Origin of the sequence: Orrella sp. JC864, from assembly GCF_037026685.1 — a bacterium.
Taxonomy (GTDB): domain Bacteria; phylum Pseudomonadota; class Gammaproteobacteria; order Burkholderiales; family Burkholderiaceae_B; genus Orrella.
Genome location: NZ_JBANET010000030.1, coordinates 14,512 through 33,769 on the forward strand (window position 1 = coordinate 14,512; position 19,258 = coordinate 33,769).

The 19,258-nt window shown below is 66.8% G+C and carries 19 protein-coding genes and 1 tRNA gene; 15 read left to right on the forward strand and 5 right to left on the reverse strand.

What is annotated here, in order from left to right:
• Positions 1 to 12: 12 nt before the first annotated feature.
• Complete coding sequence (locus V8Z80_RS19515; RefSeq protein WP_336063173.1) at positions 13 to 1,029, reverse strand: aldo/keto reductase; 1,017 nt, start codon at positions 1,027 to 1,029, stop codon at positions 13 to 15.
• A gap of 74 nt (positions 1,030 to 1,103) precedes the next feature.
• Entirely contained in the window at positions 1,104 to 2,513 is a 1,410-nt protein-coding gene (gene ffh / locus V8Z80_RS19520; RefSeq protein ID WP_336063174.1) for a signal recognition particle protein, read from the reverse strand.
• Positions 2,514 to 2,598: 85 nt separating this feature from the next.
• Here ffh and V8Z80_RS19525 point away from each other — a divergent pair, with 85 nt between their 5' ends.
• The 4 genes from V8Z80_RS19525 to V8Z80_RS19540 are packed head-to-tail and all read left to right on the forward strand — an operon-like array spanning position 2,599 to position 4,929.
• Positions 2,599 to 3,453, forward strand: coding sequence for a cytochrome C assembly family protein (locus tag V8Z80_RS19525; RefSeq protein ID WP_155196703.1), 855 nt, complete (start codon positions 2,599 to 2,601; stop codon positions 3,451 to 3,453).
• A 1-nt stretch (position 3,454) separates the two neighbouring features.
• Positions 3,455 to 3,706: a PP0621 family protein gene (locus V8Z80_RS19530; RefSeq protein WP_155196702.1), complete on the forward strand. Its 252-nt coding sequence runs from the start codon at positions 3,455 to 3,457 to the stop codon at positions 3,704 to 3,706.
• On the forward strand, positions 3,703 to 4,278 hold the full coding sequence (ampD, locus tag V8Z80_RS19535) for a 1,6-anhydro-N-acetylmuramyl-L-alanine amidase AmpD (protein ID WP_336063175.1): 576 nt from the start codon (positions 3,703 to 3,705) through the stop codon (positions 4,276 to 4,278). Before V8Z80_RS19530 ends, ampD begins: the two co-directional genes overlap by 4 nt.
• A gap of 30 nt (positions 4,279 to 4,308) precedes the next feature.
• Positions 4,309 to 4,929, forward strand: a complete 621-nt coding sequence (locus V8Z80_RS19540; RefSeq protein WP_336063176.1) for a glutathione S-transferase family protein — start codon at positions 4,309 to 4,311, stop codon at positions 4,927 to 4,929.
• Between the two features lie 9 nt (positions 4,930 to 4,938).
• On the opposite strand, the gene V8Z80_RS19545 is transcribed toward V8Z80_RS19540, so the two are convergent.
• Entirely contained in the window at positions 4,939 to 5,970 is a 1,032-nt protein-coding gene (locus V8Z80_RS19545) for an SDR family oxidoreductase (RefSeq protein ID WP_155196699.1), read from the reverse strand.
• 166 nt (positions 5,971 to 6,136) lie between these two features.
• Complete coding sequence (locus V8Z80_RS19550) at positions 6,137 to 6,841, reverse strand: GntR family transcriptional regulator (protein ID WP_155196698.1); 705 nt, start codon at positions 6,839 to 6,841, stop codon at positions 6,137 to 6,139.
• A 122-nt stretch (positions 6,842 to 6,963) separates the two neighbouring features.
• On the opposite strand from V8Z80_RS19550, the gene V8Z80_RS19555 reads away from it, so the two are divergent.
• The 5 genes from V8Z80_RS19555 to V8Z80_RS19575 are packed head-to-tail and all read left to right on the forward strand — an operon-like array spanning position 6,964 to position 12,494.
• Entirely contained in the window at positions 6,964 to 7,956 is a 993-nt protein-coding gene (locus V8Z80_RS19555) for a Bug family tripartite tricarboxylate transporter substrate binding protein (RefSeq protein WP_336063177.1), read from the forward strand.
• A 37-nt stretch (positions 7,957 to 7,993) separates the two neighbouring features.
• On the forward strand, positions 7,994 to 9,736 hold the full coding sequence (gene araD, locus V8Z80_RS19560; protein ID WP_336063178.1) for an L-arabinonate dehydratase: 1,743 nt from the start codon (positions 7,994 to 7,996) through the stop codon (positions 9,734 to 9,736).
• A gap of 12 nt (positions 9,737 to 9,748) precedes the next feature.
• Entirely contained in the window at positions 9,749 to 10,468 is a 720-nt protein-coding gene (locus V8Z80_RS19565; protein ID WP_442952007.1) for a ribonuclease activity regulator RraA, read from the forward strand.
• A 41-nt stretch (positions 10,469 to 10,509) separates the two neighbouring features.
• A complete protein-coding gene (locus tag V8Z80_RS19570; RefSeq protein WP_336063179.1) occupies positions 10,510 to 11,508 on the forward strand; it encodes a Bug family tripartite tricarboxylate transporter substrate binding protein in 999 nt (332 codons plus the stop codon).
• Positions 11,505 to 12,494: a 2-hydroxyacid dehydrogenase gene (locus V8Z80_RS19575; protein ID WP_336063180.1), complete on the forward strand. Its 990-nt coding sequence runs from the start codon at positions 11,505 to 11,507 to the stop codon at positions 12,492 to 12,494. Before V8Z80_RS19570 ends, V8Z80_RS19575 begins: the two co-directional genes overlap by 4 nt.
• On the opposite strand, the gene htpG is transcribed toward V8Z80_RS19575, so the two are convergent.
• A complete protein-coding gene (gene htpG / locus V8Z80_RS19580; RefSeq protein WP_336063181.1) occupies positions 12,484 to 14,385 on the reverse strand; it encodes a molecular chaperone HtpG in 1,902 nt (633 codons plus the stop codon). The genes V8Z80_RS19575 and htpG overlap by 11 nt on opposite strands.
• Before the next feature lie 227 nt (positions 14,386 to 14,612).
• Between htpG and V8Z80_RS19585 the strand changes: the two genes are divergently transcribed.
• The 6 genes from V8Z80_RS19585 to V8Z80_RS19610 all read left to right on the forward strand — a co-directional run bounded on the left by V8Z80_RS19585 (position 14,613) and on the right by V8Z80_RS19610 (position 19,181).
• Positions 14,613 to 14,697 (forward strand) — tRNA-Leu (locus V8Z80_RS19585).
• Positions 14,698 to 14,832: 135 nt separating this feature from the next.
• Positions 14,833 to 15,960 carry a site-specific integrase gene (locus tag V8Z80_RS19590; protein WP_336063182.1) on the forward strand — a complete coding sequence of 376 codons (1,128 nt, stop codon included), beginning with the start codon at positions 14,833 to 14,835 and terminating at the stop codon, positions 15,958 to 15,960.
• A gap of 61 nt (positions 15,961 to 16,021) precedes the next feature.
• Positions 16,022 to 16,648 (forward strand): hypothetical protein, encoded by a 627-nt coding sequence (locus V8Z80_RS19595; protein ID WP_336063183.1) that lies wholly within the window; start codon positions 16,022 to 16,024, stop codon positions 16,646 to 16,648.
• A 338-nt stretch (positions 16,649 to 16,986) separates the two neighbouring features.
• Positions 16,987 to 17,415 (forward strand): DUF3010 family protein, encoded by a 429-nt coding sequence (locus V8Z80_RS19600; protein ID WP_070541143.1) that lies wholly within the window; start codon positions 16,987 to 16,989, stop codon positions 17,413 to 17,415.
• Complete coding sequence (locus V8Z80_RS19605) at positions 17,412 to 18,506, forward strand: serine/threonine protein kinase (protein ID WP_336063184.1); 1,095 nt, start codon at positions 17,412 to 17,414, stop codon at positions 18,504 to 18,506. The genes V8Z80_RS19600 and V8Z80_RS19605 overlap by 4 nt, the downstream gene beginning before the upstream one ends.
• A gap of 360 nt (positions 18,507 to 18,866) precedes the next feature.
• A complete protein-coding gene (locus V8Z80_RS19610) occupies positions 18,867 to 19,181 on the forward strand; it encodes a DUF1153 domain-containing protein (RefSeq protein WP_155192804.1) in 315 nt (104 codons plus the stop codon).
• The last annotated feature ends 77 nt before the right edge of the window (positions 19,182 to 19,258 follow it).

Genomic DNA, 19,258 nt, shown 5'->3' on the forward strand with positions numbered 1-19,258 from the left:
GCCCCAGGCCCCTTACTTCTTCTTGCCCGCCACCGGCCGCCCATGGAACGGGTAGCTCGGATCGTTGTACCCCGGCGTGGAGGGATGGCCCGGGGCCACCCAGCCGTCGACCAGGGCCTCTTCCTCGGCCGAGATCGACACTTCCAGCGCACCGAAATAATCCTCGAACTGCGCCAGCGTGCGCGGCCCGGCGATCACAGAGGTGACGATGGGGTTGGCCAGCACCCAGGCCGTGGCGAAATGCCCCGGCGCCACGCCGCGCTGGGCGGCGTGATCGACCAGCTGCTTGGCGATCCGCAGCGATTCCTCGCGAAACTCGGTGGCCAGGATGCGGGCGTCGCCGCGGCCGGCGCGCGTATCGGCGGCCGGCTTCTCGCCCGGCTGGTACTTGCCGGTAAGCACGCCGCGCGCGATGGGGCTGTAGGGCACCACGCCCAGGCCATAGTGCTGGCAGGCCGGCAGGATCTCGACCTCGGGGCCGCGGTTGAGCATGTTGTAGTAAGGCTGGCACACCACCGGCTGGGGCACGCCCAGCTGGCGGCACAGCTCGACGATCTGCGCGATGCGCCAGCCGCGGAAATTGGACACGCCGAAGCTGCGCAGCTTGCCGGCGCGGATCAGGTCGCCCAGGGCCTGCACCGCTTCTTCGAGGTTCTCCTCGTGGAAATCGCGATGCAGGTACAGGATGTCGATGTAGTCGGTCTGCAGGCGCTGCAGGCTGCCTTCGACGCTTTGATAGATCCACTGGCGCGAGTAATGCGATTGGTTCGGGCCGTCGCCGAACCTGTTGCCCGTCTTGGTGGCCAGCACCCAGTCGTGCCGCTGGCCCTGCAGCAGCTTGCCCAGCACGCGCTCGGAGTTGCCCTTGTTGTAGACGTCCGCCGTGTCGATGAAGTTGACGCCGCGCTCGCGCGCCAGGGCCACGATGTCGGCCGCCTCGGGGTCGGGGGTCTGTTCGCCGAACATCATGGTGCCCAGGCACAGGGGCGAGACGCGCAGGTTGCTGCGGCCCAGGCGCCGATAATTCATCTTCTTTTCCACGGAGGCTCCTTGCGTTGTAGGGACTGCGACGAGACCGCGGCGCGCGGGGCGCCGCGGCAATGCTAGCGCATGCCGCCGAAGCGGCCCAGGCCTTTCATGCCGCCCATGGCGCGCATCATCTTGGCCATGCCGCCTTTTTTCATCTGCTTCATCATGCCCTGCATCTGCTCGAACTGCGAGAGCAGGCGGTTGACTTCCTGCACCGGCACGCCCGCGCCGGCGGCGATGCGGCGCTTGCGCGAGGCCTTGAGCAGCTCGGGCTTGGCGCGCTCCTGCGGGGTCATGGAATTGAGGATGCCCTCGGTGCGGCGCAGCTGCTTGTCGGCCTGGCCGCTTTGCAGCTGGCCGGCGGCCGCCTGGAACTGGGCCGGCAGCTTTTCGAGCAGCGAGCCCATGTCGCCCATCTTCTTGACCTGGCCCAGCTGCTCGCGAAAGTCGTTCAGGTCGAACTTGTCGCCCGACTTGATCTTGGTGGCCAGCTTCTGGGCCTGGGCGATGTCGATGTTCTTTTGCGCCTGCTCGACCAGCGAGACGATATCGCCCATGCCCAGCACGCGCTGGGCCATGCGCTCGGGATGAAAGGGCTCCAGGCCATCGAGCTTTTCGGACACGCCGACGAACTTGAGCGGCTTGCCGGTGACGTGCCGCACCGACAAGGCCGCGCCGCCACGCGCATCGCCATCGAGCTTGGTGAGCACCACGCCGGTCAGCGGCAGCGCCTCGCCGAAGGCGCGCGCGGTGTTGACCGCGTCCTGGCCCTGCATGGCGTCGACCACGAACAGCGTCTCGACCGGCTTGAGCAGGGCGTGCAGGGCGCGGATCTCCTGCATCATGGCCTCGTCGATGCCCAGGCGGCCGGCGGTATCGACGATCAGCACGTCGTAATGGTGGCGCCGCGCGTGATCGACCGCGTTGGCGGCGATGGCCTCGGGCTTCTGGCTGGCGTCCGAGGGCAGGAAATCGACGCCGGCCTGGGCGGCCACCGTCTTGAGCTGCTCGATGGCGGCCGGGCGGTAGACGTCGGCGCTGACCACCAGCACCTTTTTCTTGCCGGTCTTGCGGCCGGCATGGGTATGGCCGCCCTCGGCCAGCCAGCGGGCCAGCTTGCCGGTGGTGGTGGTCTTGCCCGCGCCCTGCAGGCCGGCCATCAGGATGATGGCCGGCGGCTGCACGGCCAGCGACAGCTCGGCGGCCTGCTCGCCCAGGTCGCCGCCCATCAGCGCGGTAAGCTCGCGATGGACCACGCCCACCAGCGCCTGGCCGGGGTTCAGGCTGCCGGCCACCTCGGTGCCCAGGGCCTTTTCCTTGACGCGGCCGACGAAATCGCGCACCACGGGCAGCGAGACGTCGGCCTCGAGCAGGGCCATGCGCACCTCGCGCAGCATCTCCTGGGTGTTGGCCTCGGTGAGCCGGGCCTCGCCGCGCAAGGTCTTGACGACCCGCGACAGGCGGTTGGTGAGGTTATCGAGCATGAGAGTCGTTTCGCTTACACTAGTTGACCGAGGCGAACGCGGCGGCCGGGATATCCCCCGCCGGGCGCTTTTCACGACGGATTCTATGTCTACAGGCATTGTATTTCACGCGCTGGCGGCCCTGGCCTACGCGCTGCCAGGCGTGGCCTTGTGGCGCACCCTGCTGCGCGGCGGCACGGTATCGGCCGGCAAGGCCGGGCGCTGGGCGCTGGGCGCCGCCCTGCTGCTGCAGGCGCTGGCCCTGCAGCAGGCGGTGCTGGGCGGCGCGGGGCTGCAGCTGAACTGGGTGCTGGCCCTGTCGGCGGCCGTCTGGCTGGGCATGGCGGTGTTCTGGCTCGAAAGCCTGCTGGTGCGCACCGACGGCCTGCAACTGCTGCTGCTGCCGCTGGCGGCCCTGTGCACCGCCCTGGCCGCGCTGTTTCCGGGCGCCAGCGACATCCCGCACGCCGACAACCCGTGGCTGCGCCTGCACCTGCTGATCGCGCTGGCGGCCTATGGGCTCATCACCGTGGCGGCGCTGCACAGCGTGCTGATGGCCTTCCTGGACCGCCACCTGCACCGGCCCATGGAACCCATCACCGAAGACCGCAAGGGGCTGGGCAACGTCATCGACCGGGTGCTGGACTCCATGCCGCCCCTGCTGGTGCAAGAGCAGATCCTGTTCCGGCTGATCTGGGTGGGTTTCGTGGCCCTGACGCTGGCGGTGGGCTCGGGCTCGCTGATCTCGCTGTCGCTGACCGGCCAGGTGCTGCCCTTCGACCACAAGACGGTGTTCACCCTGCTGTCGTGGATCACCTTCGGCGTGCTGCTGCTGGGCCGGCACATCCGCGGCTGGCGGGGCCGCGTGGCGCTGCGCTGGACCCTGGCCGGCTTCGCCTTCCTGCTGCTGGCCTATACCGGCACGCGTTTCGTCCTCGAAGTCGTATTGCAACGCAACTGACATGGGCAAGATTCTCTTTTGGGTATTGGTGATCGTCTGCGTGCTGTTCGTGGCACGGCTGATCTCGCACCAGTCGGCCAAGCGCATGCGCCGGGGCGAAACCACCGCCGAGCCGGCGCTGCAGAACGACCCGGGCGAGCCCATGGTGCGCTGCGCCCATTGCGGCATCCACCTGCCGCGCTCGGAAGCCCTGCTTACCCAGGGCCAGACCTGGTGCGGCCCCGAGCACGCCCGCCTGGGCGCGCGCCAATGACCCTGCAGCTGGACCGGCACGGCTGGCTGCGGCCCCGCGCCGGCGTCTTGCTGTGTCCCTCGCCCAATTTCGATGCGCGCCCGGCCGACGCGCAGGTCCGGCTGCTGGTGCTGCACAACATCAGCCTGCCGCCGGGCCGCTTCGGCGGACCGCACGTGGCGGGCCTGTTCACCAATACCCTGGACTACGGCGCCCATCCCTGGCTCGAGCGCCTGCGCGGCCTGCGCGTGTCGGCGCACTTTTTCGTGCGGCGCGATGGCGCCATCGTGCAGTTCGTCGCCACCGCGGCGCGCGCCTGGCATGCGGGCGTGTCCGCCTTCCAGGGCAGTGCGCGCTGCAACGACTTTTCGCTGGGCATCGAACTGGAAGGCACCGATACCCTGCCCTACGAGGATGCGCAGTACCATGCCCTGGCGCGCCTGGCCGCCGTGCTGCGCGCGCGCCATCCGCTGGTCTGGGCGGCCGGGCACGAGCACATCGCGCCGGGACGCAAGACCGACCCGGGACCGGCTTTCGATTGGCCGCGCTTTGCGCGCGCCGCAAACTGGCCGCGCCGCCACCTGCCACGGTAGGCGCGCGGCCCACAAGGAGGCAAGCACATCATGCTCAAGATCTGGGGCCGCATCAGCTCCATCAATGTCCAGAAAGTCGTGTGGGCCGCGCAGGAGCTGCGCGTGCCTTTCGAGCGCCAGGATGCCGGCGGCAAGTTCGGCGGCCTGGACACGCCCGAATACGTGCGCATGAACCCCAACAAGCTGGTGCCGGTGATCGACGACGACGGCTTCATCCTGTGGGAGTCCAATGCCATCGTGCGCTACCTGGCCTCGCGCCACGGCGCCGGCGAGCTCTGGCCGGGCGATCTGCGCACGCGGGCCGATGCCGACCGCTGGATGGACTGGCAGGCCACCGAGTTCGCCCCGGGCATGCGCGACGCCTTCATGCAGTTGATCCGCACGCCGCAGGACCAGCGCGACGACGACCTGATCGCCGCCTCGGTGGCGCGCAGCAACCGCCACGCGCTGCTGCTGGAGGACTGGCTCTACAACCGCGACTACCTGACGGGCAAGGCCTTCACCGTGGCCGACATCGCCGTGGGCGCGCAGGCGCACCGCTGGCTGGGCCTGCCCATCGAGCGGCCCGAAACCCCGCGCCTGCAGGCCTGGTACCAGCGCATCAGCCAGCGCGAATCGGCGCAGGGCGTGCTGACGCTGCCGCTGGCCTGAGCGCGCCGCTCACGGCTGCCAGGGCCGGCGGCGCATGCCCCGGCTGGCGCACCAGGCCGCGCAGGCGCCCAGCGACAACAGGCCGGCCAGGCCCAGGGTGCGCCAGGTATATATCCGGGCGTCCGTGTACGGGCTCCAGCGCAGGCCCTTTCTTTGGCCGTTCAAATAGACTTCGCCGTCATCGCCGGCCTGGTACAGGTTGTCGCGGCTCAGGGGCGGCTGGCCGCTGGACTGCACCCGCGGCAGGGCCCAGCCGATCACCCGGTCCGACAGCTTGGGAAACAGGTGCCAGAACATTTCGGAAAGACGCCCGGTTTCGCCCACCGTCAGCTCCCGGATGGGCCGCTGGGCCGCGGCCAGCACCGCCGAGGCGGCCACCTCCACGTCGTACAGCGGCGGCATGACCTTGCCGCGCTCGCCCGTGTGGCTGCGCCCGTGCGCCGAGATCGGCGTCGAGATGCCCGACGGCTTGAGCACGGCTACCCGCACCGGCGCGCCCTGGTCGGCCAGCTCCATGCGCAGCACGTCCGAATAGGCCTTGACCGCCGCCTTGGACGCCGAATAGGCGCCCAGGATGGGCACCGGCATCTCGGCGTTGATGGAAGCGATGTTGATCAGCGTCCCGCCGTCGGCGCGCGTGCGCATATGCGCCACGGCCGCACGCGAACCGTAGACCACGCCCCAGTAATTGGTTTCGAACAAGCGCTGATGATCGGTTACAGGCAGCTCGTCCAGGCGCGAGAAGATCACCACGCCGGCATTGTTGATCCAGGTGTCGAAGCCTCCGAATCGCTCCTTGGCGACGGCCACCACCTGCTCCACCTGGTCTTCGCGGCCTACGTCGGCGACCACATAGGCCGCCTGCCCGCCCAGGCGCTGCACTTGCTCGCAAAGCTCGCGCAGCACCTGTTCGTTGCGCGCCACCAGCACCAGGCGCGCGCCGGCCTTGGCCGCGCGCCTGGCCGTGGCCAGCCCGATGCCGGAGGTGGCGCCGGTCAAGACGATGGTTTGTTCCCGCAATGGCTTGTATCGATGTGGCATGAGCGGCTCCTTGTCGTTCGTCCGTGATGCGGGTCCCGCGACCCAGACCCCACGCTAACGAATCGCCACGCCGCTTTCACGAAGGAATGCAAGCGAATCCTGGGCAATGCAACGGCAGCCGCGCGGCGCGCCAAGACGGCGCCGCGGCGACCGCCGCGCCGGCCGGCTAGCCCTGCACCAGGTACTGCGGATAACGCCGGCGGATCTCCTCGACGTGGCTCAAGGTGCCCGACAGGTGCTCGCGCAGCGCCGCCTGGGCGGCGGCGGCATCGCCCGCGGCCAGGGCCTGGACCACGCGCTCGTGATCCCGCACGATCCGCTGGGCCTTGCCGGCCTCGGGCAGGTGCAGGCGGCGCAGCCGGTAGACGTGGCCGTTGAAGCGCTGCTGCAAGGTCCATAGGCCGTCCACCCCGGCGGCCTGGTGCATCTCGCGGTGAAAGGCCTGGTCGGCCGCGAAGAAATCCGTGTAGCGCGCCTGGCGCTGCGCCTGCCGCTGCACCTCGATGTGCCCGCGCAGGCGCGCCAGCAGCAGCGGATCGGCCTTGCCCGCCAGCACGTGCACCACCTCCAGCTCGACCGACTGGCGCAGGAAATGCGCCTGGCGCGCGGCCGCCAGGTCGATCAGGCTGACCGCGGTGGTGTGCTGCGGGTAGATGTCCACCAGCCCTTCGTCGCGCAGCTGGCTGAGCGCATCGCGGATGGGCGTCTGGCTCAGGCCGAAGGACTCGGCCAGTTCGGGGCGCGAGAGCACCGTGCCCGGGGCCAGCTCCAGCGACAGGATGAGTTCGCGCAGTTTTTCCACGACCTGCGGGGCGGCATGGCGCGAGCGGTCCAGGCGCAGGTCGATCGACAACGGTTCCGTAAGCTTCATGGCATGTGTGGGCCTTGCATCGGCGCATTCTAACGGCCCCCCCGCATTGACGCACTAATACATTAGTGTTTTACTTGCCGCACAACAGCAAAACACCCCTCGGAACGACAGGAGACAAAACCATGCCCATGCCCGCCCTGCGCGCACGCATCGCCGCGTGCGCGGCCCTGCTTGCGCTGGCCGCCGGCCTGTCCGGCCCCGCCGCGCAAGCCGCCGAAGACTATCCCCGGCGCCCCATTTCCCTGATCGTGCCCTTCCCGCCCGGCGGCGGCACCGACATCTCGGCCCGGCTGCTGGCCACCAAGCTGGGCAGCCTGACCCAGGGCTCGGTGGTGGTCGACAACCGGCCCGGCGCAGCCGGCCAGATCGCCGCCGACGCGGTGGCGCGCGCCCGGCCCGACGGCTATACGCTGCTGTTCGCCAACTCCGGCATGATGGCCATCAACCCCTGGCTATATACGCTGCAAACCGACCCGGCGGCGGCTTTCGAGCCGGTGTCGCTGTTCTCGGACCTGCCGTTCGCCCTGGTGGTGTCCGACCGCGTGCCCGCCAACACCGTGCAGGAGCTGGTTGCCCTGGCCAAGCAGAAACCCGGCCACTACACCTACGCCAGCTCGGGCACCGGCGGCGCCCCGCACATGGCCGGCGAACTGTTCCAGCAAGCCACCGGCACGCAGCTGCTGCACGTGCCCTACAAGGGCGGCGGCCAGGCCCTGGCCGACCTGGTGGCCGGGCACGTGGACATGCTGTTCGCCTCGGTGCTCGAAACCGTGTCCTACGTGCGCGCCGGCCAGCTGCGCGCGCTGGCGGTCACGGGCGCCGAACGCTCGCCGGCGCTGCCCGACGTGCCCACGCTGGCCCAGGCCGGCGTGGCCGACGCGCAGATCGGCTCGTGGACGGCCGTGCTCGCGCCCAAGGGCACGCCCGAGCCGGTGGTCCGGCGCCTGGCCGAGCTGATCGCCCAGGCGGCCAGCGCCCCGGACGTGCAGGAGACGCTGGTGGTGCAAGGCGCGGCGGCGCGCCACTCCTCGCCGCAAGAGCTGGCGCAGCTGGCCGCCCAGGACCGCGAACGCTTCGGCCGGCTGATCCAGGAACGCCAGATCAAGACCCAATGACTTCCTCACCTTGCGCCCCGCACGGGGCCCTTTCCGCATGACCGCTACCCGACGTATCACCCCCCAGGACCTGCGCAGCGCGCGCTGGTTCGCGCCCGATGACCTGCGCAGCTCCGGCCACCGTTCGCGCACCATGCAGATGGGCTACGCGCCGGAGGAATGGACCGGCAAGCCGGTCATCGCCATCCTGAACACCTGGTCCGACGCCAATCCCTGCCACGCGCATTTCAAGCAGCGCGTCGAGGACGTCAAGCGCGGCATCCTGCAGGCCGGCGGCTTCCCGCTGGAGCTGCCGGCGCTCTCGCTGTCCGAAAGCTACGTCAAGCCCACCACCATGCTTTACCGCAACATGCTGGCGATGGAGGCCGAGGAGCTGCTGCGCTCTCACCCGGTCGACGGCGCGGTGCTGATGGGCGGCTGCGACAAGACCACCCCCGGCCTGGTCATGGGCGCGCTAAGCATGGGCCTGCCCATGATCTACCTGCCGGCCGGCCCGATGCTGCGCGGCAACTACCGCGGCCAATACCTGGGCTCGGGCTCGGACGCCTGGAAATACTGGGACGAGCGGCGCGCCGGCAAGCTCAGCGCCCAGGAATGGATAGAGCTCGAGGGCGGCATCGCCCGCTCCTACGGGCACTGCATGACCATGGGCACGGCCAGCACCATGACGGCCATCGCCGAGGCCATGGGCCTGACGCTGCCCGGGGCCAGCTCCATCCCGGCCGCCGACGCCAACCACATCCGCATGTCCTCGGCCACGGGCCGGCGCATCGTCGAGATGGTCTGGGAAGACCTGCGGCCCTCGCGCATCGTCACGGCCGCCGCCGTGCGCAACGCCGTGGCCGTGGCCATGGCCACCGGCTGTTCGACCAACGCCGTGGTGCACCTGGTGGCGATGGCGCGGCGCGCCGGCGTGCCGCTGACCCTGGACGAACTGGACGCGGCCAGCCGCCACGTGCCGGTGCTGGCCAACATCCGGCCCACCGGCACGACCTACCTGATGGAGGACTTCTACTACGCCGGCGGGCTGCGCGCGCTGATGAGCAAGATGGCCGGCAAGCTGGACCTCTCGGCGCTGACGGTCGCCGGCCGCACGCTGGGCGAGACCTTGCAGGGCGCGCGCTGCTACAACGACGACGTGATCCGCTCGCTGGACAACCCGGTCTATCACGAAGGCTCGCTGGCGGTGCTGCGCGGCAACCTGGCGCCGGACGGCGCGGTCATCAAGCCGGCCGCCTGCGACCCGCGCTTTCATCGCCACCAGGGGCCGGCGCTGGTGTTCGACAGCTACCCCGAGCTCAAGGCCGCGGTCGAGGACGAAAACCTGCCGATCACGCCCGAGCACGTGCTGGTGCTGCGCGGCGCCGGGCCGCAAGGCGGGCCGGGCATGCCCGAGTGGGGCATGCTGCCCATCCCGCGCGCCCTGCTCAAGCAGGGCCATCGCGACATGCTGCGCATTTCCGATGCGCGCATGAGCGGCACCAGCTACGGCGCCTGCGTGCTGCACGTGGCGCCCGAATCGCACGTGGGCGGCCCGCTGGCGCTGCTGCGCACCGGCGACATCGTGCGCCTGGACCTGCCGGCCCGGCGCCTGGACATGCTGGTGGACGAGGACGAGCTGGCGCGCCGCCGCGCCGCCTGGAGCCCGCCCGCGCCCAAGGCCGGGCGCGGCTACGGCTGGATGTTCGCGCGCCACGTGGCCCAGGCCGACAGCGGCGCCGACTTCGATTTCCTGACCACCGACTTCGGCCCGCCCGTGGGCGAGCCCGACATTTTCTGAACAAGGATCCGCATGACCACGCTGTCCCCCCAGGCGCGCCAGGCGCTATCGCACGTCTCCACCGCCACCCTGGCCACCGCCCTGTTCAAGCGCGGCCTGCGCAACCAGTGCCTGCAGAACGTGCACCCGCTGCAGCCGGGTTTGCCCAACATGGTCGGGCCGGCCTATACGCTGCGCTACATCCCGGCCCGCGAGGACCTGAACCCCATCCAGGTGTTCGAGAACCCCGAGCACCCGCAGCGCAAGGCCGTCGAGCAATGCCCGCCCGGCGCCGTGCTCGTCATGGACAGCCGCAAGGACCCGCGCGCCGCCTCGGCCGGCTCCATCCTGGTCACCCGGCTGATGCGCCGGGGCGTGGCCGGCGTGGTCACCGACGGCGGCTTTCGCGACTCGCCCGAGATCGCCCGCCTGGCGATCCCCGCCTATCACCAGCGGCCTTCGGCCCCCACCAACCTGTGCCTGCACCAGGCCGTGGACATCGGCCTGCCGATCGCCTGCGGCGACGTGGCGGTGTTTCCCGGCGACATCATGGTCGGCGATGCCGAGGCCGTGGTGGTGATCCCGGCGGCGATGGCCGAGGAGATCGCGCGCGAGGCCGAACAGATGACCGTATTCGAGGACTTCGTCACCGAGCAGGTGCAGGCCGGCGCCAGCATCGTGGGCCTGTACCCGCCCACCGACCCGGCCATCCGGCAACGCTTCGAGGCATGGCGCCAGCAGCAGGGACGCTGAGGCCGCCGCATTCACGAGCCCGCATGGGGCAAGGAGACACAATGAACACAACACGGATTTTCGGCGGCCTGGCCCGCCTGCTTGCCGGCTTGCTGGCCGGCGCCTGCGCACTGGCGCCGGCGCTGGCGGCCGATGACTGGCCCGCGCGCAAACCCATCACCTACGTCGTGCCTTTCACGGTGGGCGGCTCGACCGACGTGGTCGGCCGCGTGCTGGCGCAGAAGCTGGGCGAGCGCCTGGGCCAGAGCGTGGTGGTGGAGAACCGGCCCGGCGCGGCCGGCGGCATCGGCGCCAGCTACGTGGCCAAGGCCCCGCCCGACGGCTACACGCTGTTTGGCGGCACCATCAGCACCCACGCCATCAACGCCAGCCTGTACAAGAACCTGCGCTACGACCCGGTGGCCGATTTCGAGCCCGTCTCGCTGATCGCCACCTTGCCCAACGTGCTGCTGGTCGATCCCAACCTGGGCGTGGATTCGGTGGCGGACCTGATCGAACTGCTCCGCAAGGACCCGGCCAAGCGCACCTATGCCTCGTCCGGGGCGGGCACCTCCACCCACCTGGCCGGCGCGCTGTTCGCCGACACCATCGGCGTGCCGCTGACGCACGTGCCCTACAAGGGCACGCCGCCGGCCATGGTGGACGTGTCCTCCGGCGCGGTCACCTTCATGTTCGACCAGATGACCGCCGCCCTGCCCCTGCTGCAGCAAGGCAAGCTCAAGCTGCTGGCCGTGACCACGCCGCACCGCATCGCCCTGGCGCCCGACACCCCGACCATGCAGGAGGCCGGCGTCTCCGGCTTCGAGATGGCGTCGTGGCAGGCCGTCTATGCGCCCAAGGGCACGCCGCCGGCCATCCTGGAGCGCCTGGCCCGCGAGATCGGCGAGATCGTCAAGGAGCCCGACGTGCAGGAGCGCCTGGGCAAGACCATGGGCATGGAACTGGTGGGCAGCTCGCCGCAGGCCTTGCGCGAGCTGATGGCCTCGGAGATTCCGCGCTGGGCCGAGGTGGTGAAGAAATCGGGGGCCAGCGTCGAATGAGCCAGATCGCCGAACTATGGATGCCCGGGCCGCTGGCGCCCGCGCTGTCCGAGGCCATCGCGCAGCGCTACCGCGTGCACCAGGGCTGGACGGTGGACGACGTGCCCGCCTACCTGCGCGAGCACGGCCCGCGCATCCGCGCCATCGCCACCAGCGGCCGCCACGGCGCCGACCGCGCGCTGATCGAAAGCCTGCCCGCCCTGGAAGCCATCATCAGCTACGGCGTGGGCTACGACCCCATCGACGTGCAGGCCGCGCACGAGCGCGGCGTGGCGGTCAGCAACACCCCGGGCGTGCTGGATGCCTGCGTGGCCGATACCGCCCTGGCGCTGCTGCTGGCCGTCTCGCGGCGCGTGTGCGAGGCCGACCGCTTCGTGCGCGCCGGACGCTGGCCCAGCGAAGGCTTCGGCCTGGGCGCCAGCCTGGCCGGCAAGCGCTGCGGCATCCTGGGGCTGGGCAACATCGGCCTGCAGATCGCGCGCCGCGCCGAGGCCTTCGGCATGCAGGTGCTGTACGCCAACCGCCAGCCGCGCCCGGATGCCCCGGCGCACTACGGCTATCGGCCCGACGCGGCCAGCCTGGCGCAGGACAGCGACTGGCTGGTGGTGGCGGTGCCCGGCGGCGCGGGCACGCGGCACCTGGTCGATGCGGGCGTGCTGCAGGCGCTGGGACCGCAGGGGCGGCTGGTCAACGTGGCGCGCGGCAGCGTGGTGGACGAGGCCGCGCTGGTGCAGGCCCTGCAACAAGGCACGATCGCCGGCGCGGGCCTGGACGTGTTCGAGCACGAGCCGCAAGTGCCCGCCGCCTTGATGGAAATGGAGCAGGTGGTGCTGCTGCCGCACATCGCCAGCGGCACGCACGAGACGCGCCAGGCCATGGCCGAGCTGTTCCTGCGCAACCTGCACGGCTGGTTCGAGCGGCGCGAGCTGGCCACGCCGGTGCCCCAAGGCAGCGGCGCGCCCGCCCGCGCGGCCCTCAGCCCTTGAGCAGCAGGCTGTTCAGCCGCTTGACGAAAGCGGCCGGATCGGCCAGCTGCGCGCCCTCGGCCAGCTTGGCCTGGTCCAGCAGCAGCTGCGCCCAGTCGCCGAACTCGGCCTCGGGCGCCTCCTGCACGCGCTTGACCAGCGCGTGCTCGGGGTTGATCTCCAGCACCGGCTTGACGTCCGGGGCTTCCTGCCCGGCGGCCTTGAGCATGCGCAGCAGGTGCGGGCTCAGCTCGTGCTCGCCCACCACCACGCAGGCCGGCGAATCGACCAGGCGCAGCGTCACGCGCACTTCCTTGACCTGCTCGGACAGCGCCGATTGCAGGCGCTCGACCAGCGGCTTGAACTGCTCGGCCACTTCCGACTGGCGCTTCTTTTCCTCTTCGTCGGCCAGCTTCTCCAGGTCCAGCCCGCCCTTGGCCACCGAGGCCAGCGGCTTGCCGTCGAACTCGCGCAAGTAGGACAGCATCCACTCGTCCACCCGGTCGGTCAGCAGCAGCACCTCGATGCCCTTCTTGCGGAAGATCTCCAGGTGCGGGCTGTTGGACGCGGCCGTGACGCTGTCGGCCGTCACGTAATAGATCTTGTCCTGGCCTTCCTTCATGCGCGCCACGTAGTCGGCCAGCGACACGGTCTGCGCCCCACCCTCGGTGGTCGTGGACGCAAAGCGCAGCAGCTTGGCGATGCGCTCCAGGTTGCCCGGATCCTCGCCCGTGCCCTCCTTGAGCACCTGGCCGAACTCGGTCCAGAACGCCGCGTAGTCTTCCTTGCGGTTCTCGGCCAGGTCTTCCAGCATGGACAGCACGCGCTTGGCCGAGCCTTCGCGGATGGCGCGCACGTCGCGGCTTTCCTGCAGGATCTCGCGCGAGACGTTCAGCGGCAGGTCGGCCGAATCGATCACCCCGCGCACGAAGCGCAGGTACGAGGGCAGCAGCTGCTCGGCATCGTCCATGATGAACACGCGCCGCACGTAGAGCTTGACGCCGCGGCGCGCGTCGCGGTCCCACAGGTCCATGGGCGCGTGCTTGGGGATGAACAGCAGCTGGGTGTATTCGCTGCGGCCCTCCACCCGGTTGTGCGTCCAGGCCATCGGGTCGTCGTAGTCGTGCGAGACGTGCTTGTAGAACTCGCGGTACTGCTCGTCGCTGATCTCCGACTTGCTGCGCGCCCACAGGGCGTTGGCCTGGTTGACGCTTTCCCACTCCTCGGTCTTGACCTGCTCGGACTTGTCCTTGTCCCACTCTTCCTTGCGCATCTGGATGGGCAGCGAGATGTGGTCCGAATAGCGGCGCAGGATGCTGCGCAGGCGCCAGCCGTCCAGGAACTCGTCCTCGCCCTCGCGCAGGTGCAGGATCACGTCGGTGCCCCGGCCGGCCTTTTCGACCTGGGCCACGGTGAACTCGCCCTGGCCGTCGGACTCCCAGCGCACCGCCTCGCCGGCCGGCAGCCCCGCGCGGCGGCTGACCACGGTGACCTTGTCGGCCACGATGAAGGAGGAATAAAAGCCCACGCCGAACTGGCCGATCAATTGCGCGTCCTTCTGCTTGTCGCCGGTCAGGCGCGAGAAGAACTCGCGCGTGCCCGAACGGGCGATGGTGCCCAGGTTGGCCACCGCCTCGTCGCGCGACAGGCCGATGCCGTTGTCCGACAGCGTGATGGTGCGCGCGTCCTTGTCGAAGTCGATGCGGATGCGCAGCTCGGCATCGCCTTCCATCAGCGCCGGGTTGTCGATGGCCTCGAATCGCAGCTTGTCGCAGGCGTCCGAGGCGTTGGACACCAGCTCGCGCAGGAAGATCTCCTTGTTGCTGTACAGGGAGTGGATCATGAGGTGCAGCAGTTGCTTGACCTCTGCCTGGAAACCCAGGGTTTCGGATGACGTGGCTTGTTCGCTCATGGTTTTATCCGCAAAAACAAGGGGTTGCATAAGAATCCGGACCGGCGCCCAGGCGCCGGGGCCTGGCGGCGCCGCAGCCGCCCCCCTAGGGCGGCCCGGCGGCCAGCCGATTGAGGCCACATGGGGACGCGCGCCGGATTTTCAAGGGCGCTATAATGGCTGACTTCGCTATTGCCACGCGCAGGCGGCGAGCCAGCCGGCTTGCCTGCAAGCTGTGCGCCCCCCTTGCCCGGGTGGTGAAATTGGTAGACGCAGGGGACTCAAAATCCCCCGCCGCAAGGCGTGCCGGTTCGATTCCGGCCCCGGGCACCATCCCCAAATCTTCTGCCAATTCAAGCCGTTAGAAGATTTCTCAGTACAAACCCCGCACCGGGGGATTTTCCTAAAATTGTGGTCAGGTACAGTTTCGGTACAGTGATGCGGCGCTAGCCTCATACCGGAGTACGCATGGCTACGATTGTTAAGACTTCCTCGGGCACTTGGAAAGCCCTCATCCGCAAGACAGGCTGGCCGGCCACGGCCAAGACGTTCCGCACCAAGCGGGACGCCGAAGACTGGGCGCGCCGTACCGAAGACGAAATGGTACGCGGCGTATACATCCAGCGAGCGCCGGCCGAGCGCATGACCGTCGAAGCGGCACTGACCCGCTACCTCAAGGAAGTCACGCCCACCAAGCGGGCCTCGACCCAAGCCGGCGAGCACAAGAAGGCGCAGGTCATCATCCGCCATCTTGGCAAGTACTCGCTGGCCGCCCTGAACGCCGAGATCGTGGCGCAGTTTCGCGACACGCGACTGGCCGGCGACCCGGACAAGCATGGCAAACTACGGCCTCGCAGTAACAACACGGTACGCTTGGAACTGGCACTGCTGGGCCACCTGTTCACCGTCGCGATCAAAGAATGGGGCATCGGCCTGCCCTTCAATCCCGTGTCCAACATTCGCCGCCCTGCCCCAGGCTCGGGCCGCAACCGGCGATTGACTCCCGAAGAACAGACCCGCCTGCTACAAGCCGTCGATAAGCACTCGAACCCGATGTTCGGATGGATCGTCCGCATTGCCGTTCAAACCGGCATGCGGCTGTCCGAGATTGCGACGCTGCGTATTCGGCAAGTGGACATCGAGCGGCGCGTCGTGCGGCTGGAGCACACCAAGAACTCTTCTCCCCGCACCGTTCCTCTGACTGCCGAGGCAACGCGCGTGTTCACCGAGGCCCTTGCCAACCCCGTGCGCCCAGCCGAAACCGAACTGGTGTTCTTCGGCGAACCCGGCCGGGATGGCATACGACGCCCCTACCTGTTCGACAAAGCGTGGACCGATGCCAAGCGAGCAGCGGGCCTTGAAGACTTCCGCTTTCACGACCTGCGGCACGAAGCGGTCAGCCGGTTTGTGGAAGCCGGCTTGAGCGATCAGGAGGTGTCGGCCATCAGCGGCCACAAGTCGATGCAGATGCTCAAGCGCTATACGCATCTTCGGGCCGAAGACTTGGTGCAGAAGCTGGACCGCATTGCGCGGAGCGCGTCGTCCACTTCTAAGAACAGAACTGAAGCCGACCCCCATGCAGAGAACAACGCATAATCGCTCAATTGCGTTGCCATAATGAATAACCGAATGTCTTAACCTACAGAGGAAGCTAGTTTTGCATACCGCTATCAAGATCGTCGCCATCAGCAGCCTTGCTCTTACCCTTGCCGCGTGCGGCAGCGCCAAGGACGCCAACAAGAGTAACTTCAGCAAGGCCATACAGGCATACCTGGACACTCAGAAAGGCCTGTGCGCTGCGATTCCTGCAAAGGGCTTGCCGTTCACCCTGGCGAATCAAGACATGCTGGGTGGCCAGAGCAAGAAGCGCGCCGACGCGTTGGTCGATGCCGGGCTGCTGACGAAGCGAGACACCGAAGTCAAAGCCATGTTTGGCAACAAGATGGAGCCGGCCACCGAGTACCAAATCACTGACACCGGCAAGAAATTCCTCGTCGCCAATGGTGCCAATACGATGGCTGGGCAAGATGCCTTCTGCACCGGCAAGTACACCGTTGTGGAGGTGAACAACTTCACTGAACCCAGCGACATGATGGGCGTAAAGCTGTCGCAGGTGAACTACCGCTACAAGGTAGAAGGTGCAGGTGACTGGGCCAAATCGGAAGGCATACGTGCCAATTACAAGAACTTTCCAGAACAGACTCAGGGAGATATACAGGGTAAGGCGGCTGTCATCCTGACCAACGATGGATGGATGCACGAGCGCCTGTTCAAGCGCGGATAAGCCGCCCTGGCTCAGTTCAAAAACGAAAGGCCTTTCACCTGCGAGTGAAGGGCCTTTTCTTTGATTCTACGCCGATCTGCGTGGTGGTTGGGGTTGCAGAACGACCCAAAGGTGACTGTTTGAGCGCCTCTTCCCCAGCCGCCCATGCCTCTGCTTCCGACTCTAAATGTGAAAATTAGAAACTCATATTTGCTATAGTTTGTTCACCAGAGGCTGGCGGGGTTTCCCAACGCAGGGGCAATCCACATCCAGGAGAAAGCCGTGCCCAGGTATCCCCCGGCCCAGTTTATCGCGCAGGTTTTGATTAATACATTACGTTGCGACCTCTAGGAGACACCATGCCCCTTTGCGGCGTTGAAATCAAAGGCAGCGAAGCGATCTTCGCCGTAGTCGAGGTTGTTGATGGTCATTGGAAGCACATTCCGACGGAAACGAAGCGCATCGCCTTGAACGACGATGACGACGCGAAGAATGTCCGTTCGTTTGCGGACCTCATCGCCGGGTTTCTTCGGGACAACAAGCTGACCGAAGTCGCGCTCAAGAAGCGCGGGAAGAAGGGGGAATTCGCCGGGGGGCCGACAACCTTCAAGATCGAAGGCGTTTTCCAACTCAACCGGGACTGCTCAGTTCAGCTAATCTCAGCCCCAACCATTGCCGCGCAGGACAAAAGGCACAATTTCGTCATCCCTACTACCTTGAACAAGTACCAAGTTGAGGCATTCCGAACCGCTTGCGCCGCGCTTGCTCAGCGCCTTCCAAAAGTATGACCAAGCTGTATATCGAAGGCTCAAGCGCGCCCGTTGAGATCAAGACGTCACTGATAGAGTTCTCCAAAAGTATCGAGTTTCACCGCGAAGACTCAAAGGCGGAAAACGGCTACGTCTTCTTTGGCACTAACCGCGTAACGGGTACGCTCGTCACTCTCAAGTACTACTACTGGGGTGGCAAAGCAGAGTACCACGCTGAGCCCCGACAACTTGCCCAGATTGACGCACAGAACGTCCTCAAAATTCTGGACGCGGGGCTCATCGATGCAAAGTGGGCGTACTTCATGACCCCCACTTGTACTGGCGGCGATCTAGACCTTGTTCTGGAGTCAAGCCCACTGGGATTGAAGGCGGCGCTTGAGTACACGTATCAAACCCTCTCGGGTTTGAGCCATCTCCATGGGAGTCGTTTCCTCCATCGCGACATTAAGCTCGCAAACTTGTACTTGACTGAAGGTGGTTCCGTTGTCATTGGCGATTTCGGCTCAGTGAAGCGATTGCCCGAGGCAGCCTCAACAATTCCTGCATCAAGCCATTCGCTAGCTTATCGACCGCCGGAAACAGTAATCACTAACTCGTACGGTATTCCCGGAGATATCTATCAATGCGGTTTGGTCCTCTACCAGCTACTCGGTGGAACGCTTTCATACGACGGCCTCGCGTGGCTAAACAGGCGGGAACTCGTTCAGTTAGAGACGCTCGCAACGCCGTCGGATAAGGGAGACTTTATTGACCGCTGTATCAAGGCAAAGATCGCGGCGGGAAAAGCGACAGACCTCACGTCCTTACCACCCTGGGTTCCAAAGTCAATTCGCCGGATCATTAACAAGGCCTGCCACGTTGACGCAGCACAACGCTTTCAGACCGCCTCAGCGTTCATGGCCAAGATCCATGAGGTTCGTCCGTCTGTTCCCGACTGGCAGGTGATCGAAGGCTGTCCAACACTTATTGCCAAGACTAGCTACAGGATCGTCAGTGGTGACGAGGGTTACTCCGTTCAGAAGCGGGCGAGAGCTGACTGGCGTAACGAAAATACTATCGCTGGTTCGACTCTCGAAGAGTTAGTCGAAAGCATCGCACAGAAGGTTTAGGCGCCAGCGCATGCGCTAAGCGTCCGCTTTCATTTTCTCTTACTGGCTGCTTTTGGCCGAATTCGGCCGCATGTCTTCCTGAGCGAATCATCCCCGCCTACACGGCAACCGAGTAGCACGCAAGATCATCAAGTCCTCGCGCTGGCTGCTCCTGCGCAATCCCGAAAACGTCAGGCGAAAAGCCTTCCCCGGAAATCGGTGATGAACCTCTTTTTCCATATCAGTTCACTTCTCTGATCCGCCCGTTTGTCGGGCCTTTGAAGGCTGCGCCATGTATTCCAGAGGTAGCAGAATGGCATTAGCGTGGCCATGTATTGACCCAGTGAAATCCTGCTCACGTCATAATCGAGGAAGTTGACGATGAGCATGAAGATGGAAGAGGACATCAAACGCTGGACAGCCAAGCGCAAGAGCGCGCTGGTGCTGGACATCATTCAGGGCAAGACCACCGTGGCCGAGGCGAGCCGTCAGTACGACCTGTCGCCCTCGGAAGTCGAGCAGTGGGTCGACGATGGCAAGCGTGGCATGGAGAACGCCCTGCGCGCCAATCCGCAGGACGTGCGCGAACAGTACGAACGCCAGCTCAAGGACCTGCAAGAGGCCTATGGCGAAGCGATGCTGGAGCTGCGAGCCAGAAAAAAATTGCAGTCCCTGCTGGGCGAGGACGAGAAGTGATCGAGACGATCCGCCAGGGACTGCAAGCCGACGGCATCACCGTCTCGATCACCAAGCTGTGCCGCTGGTTCGGCGTG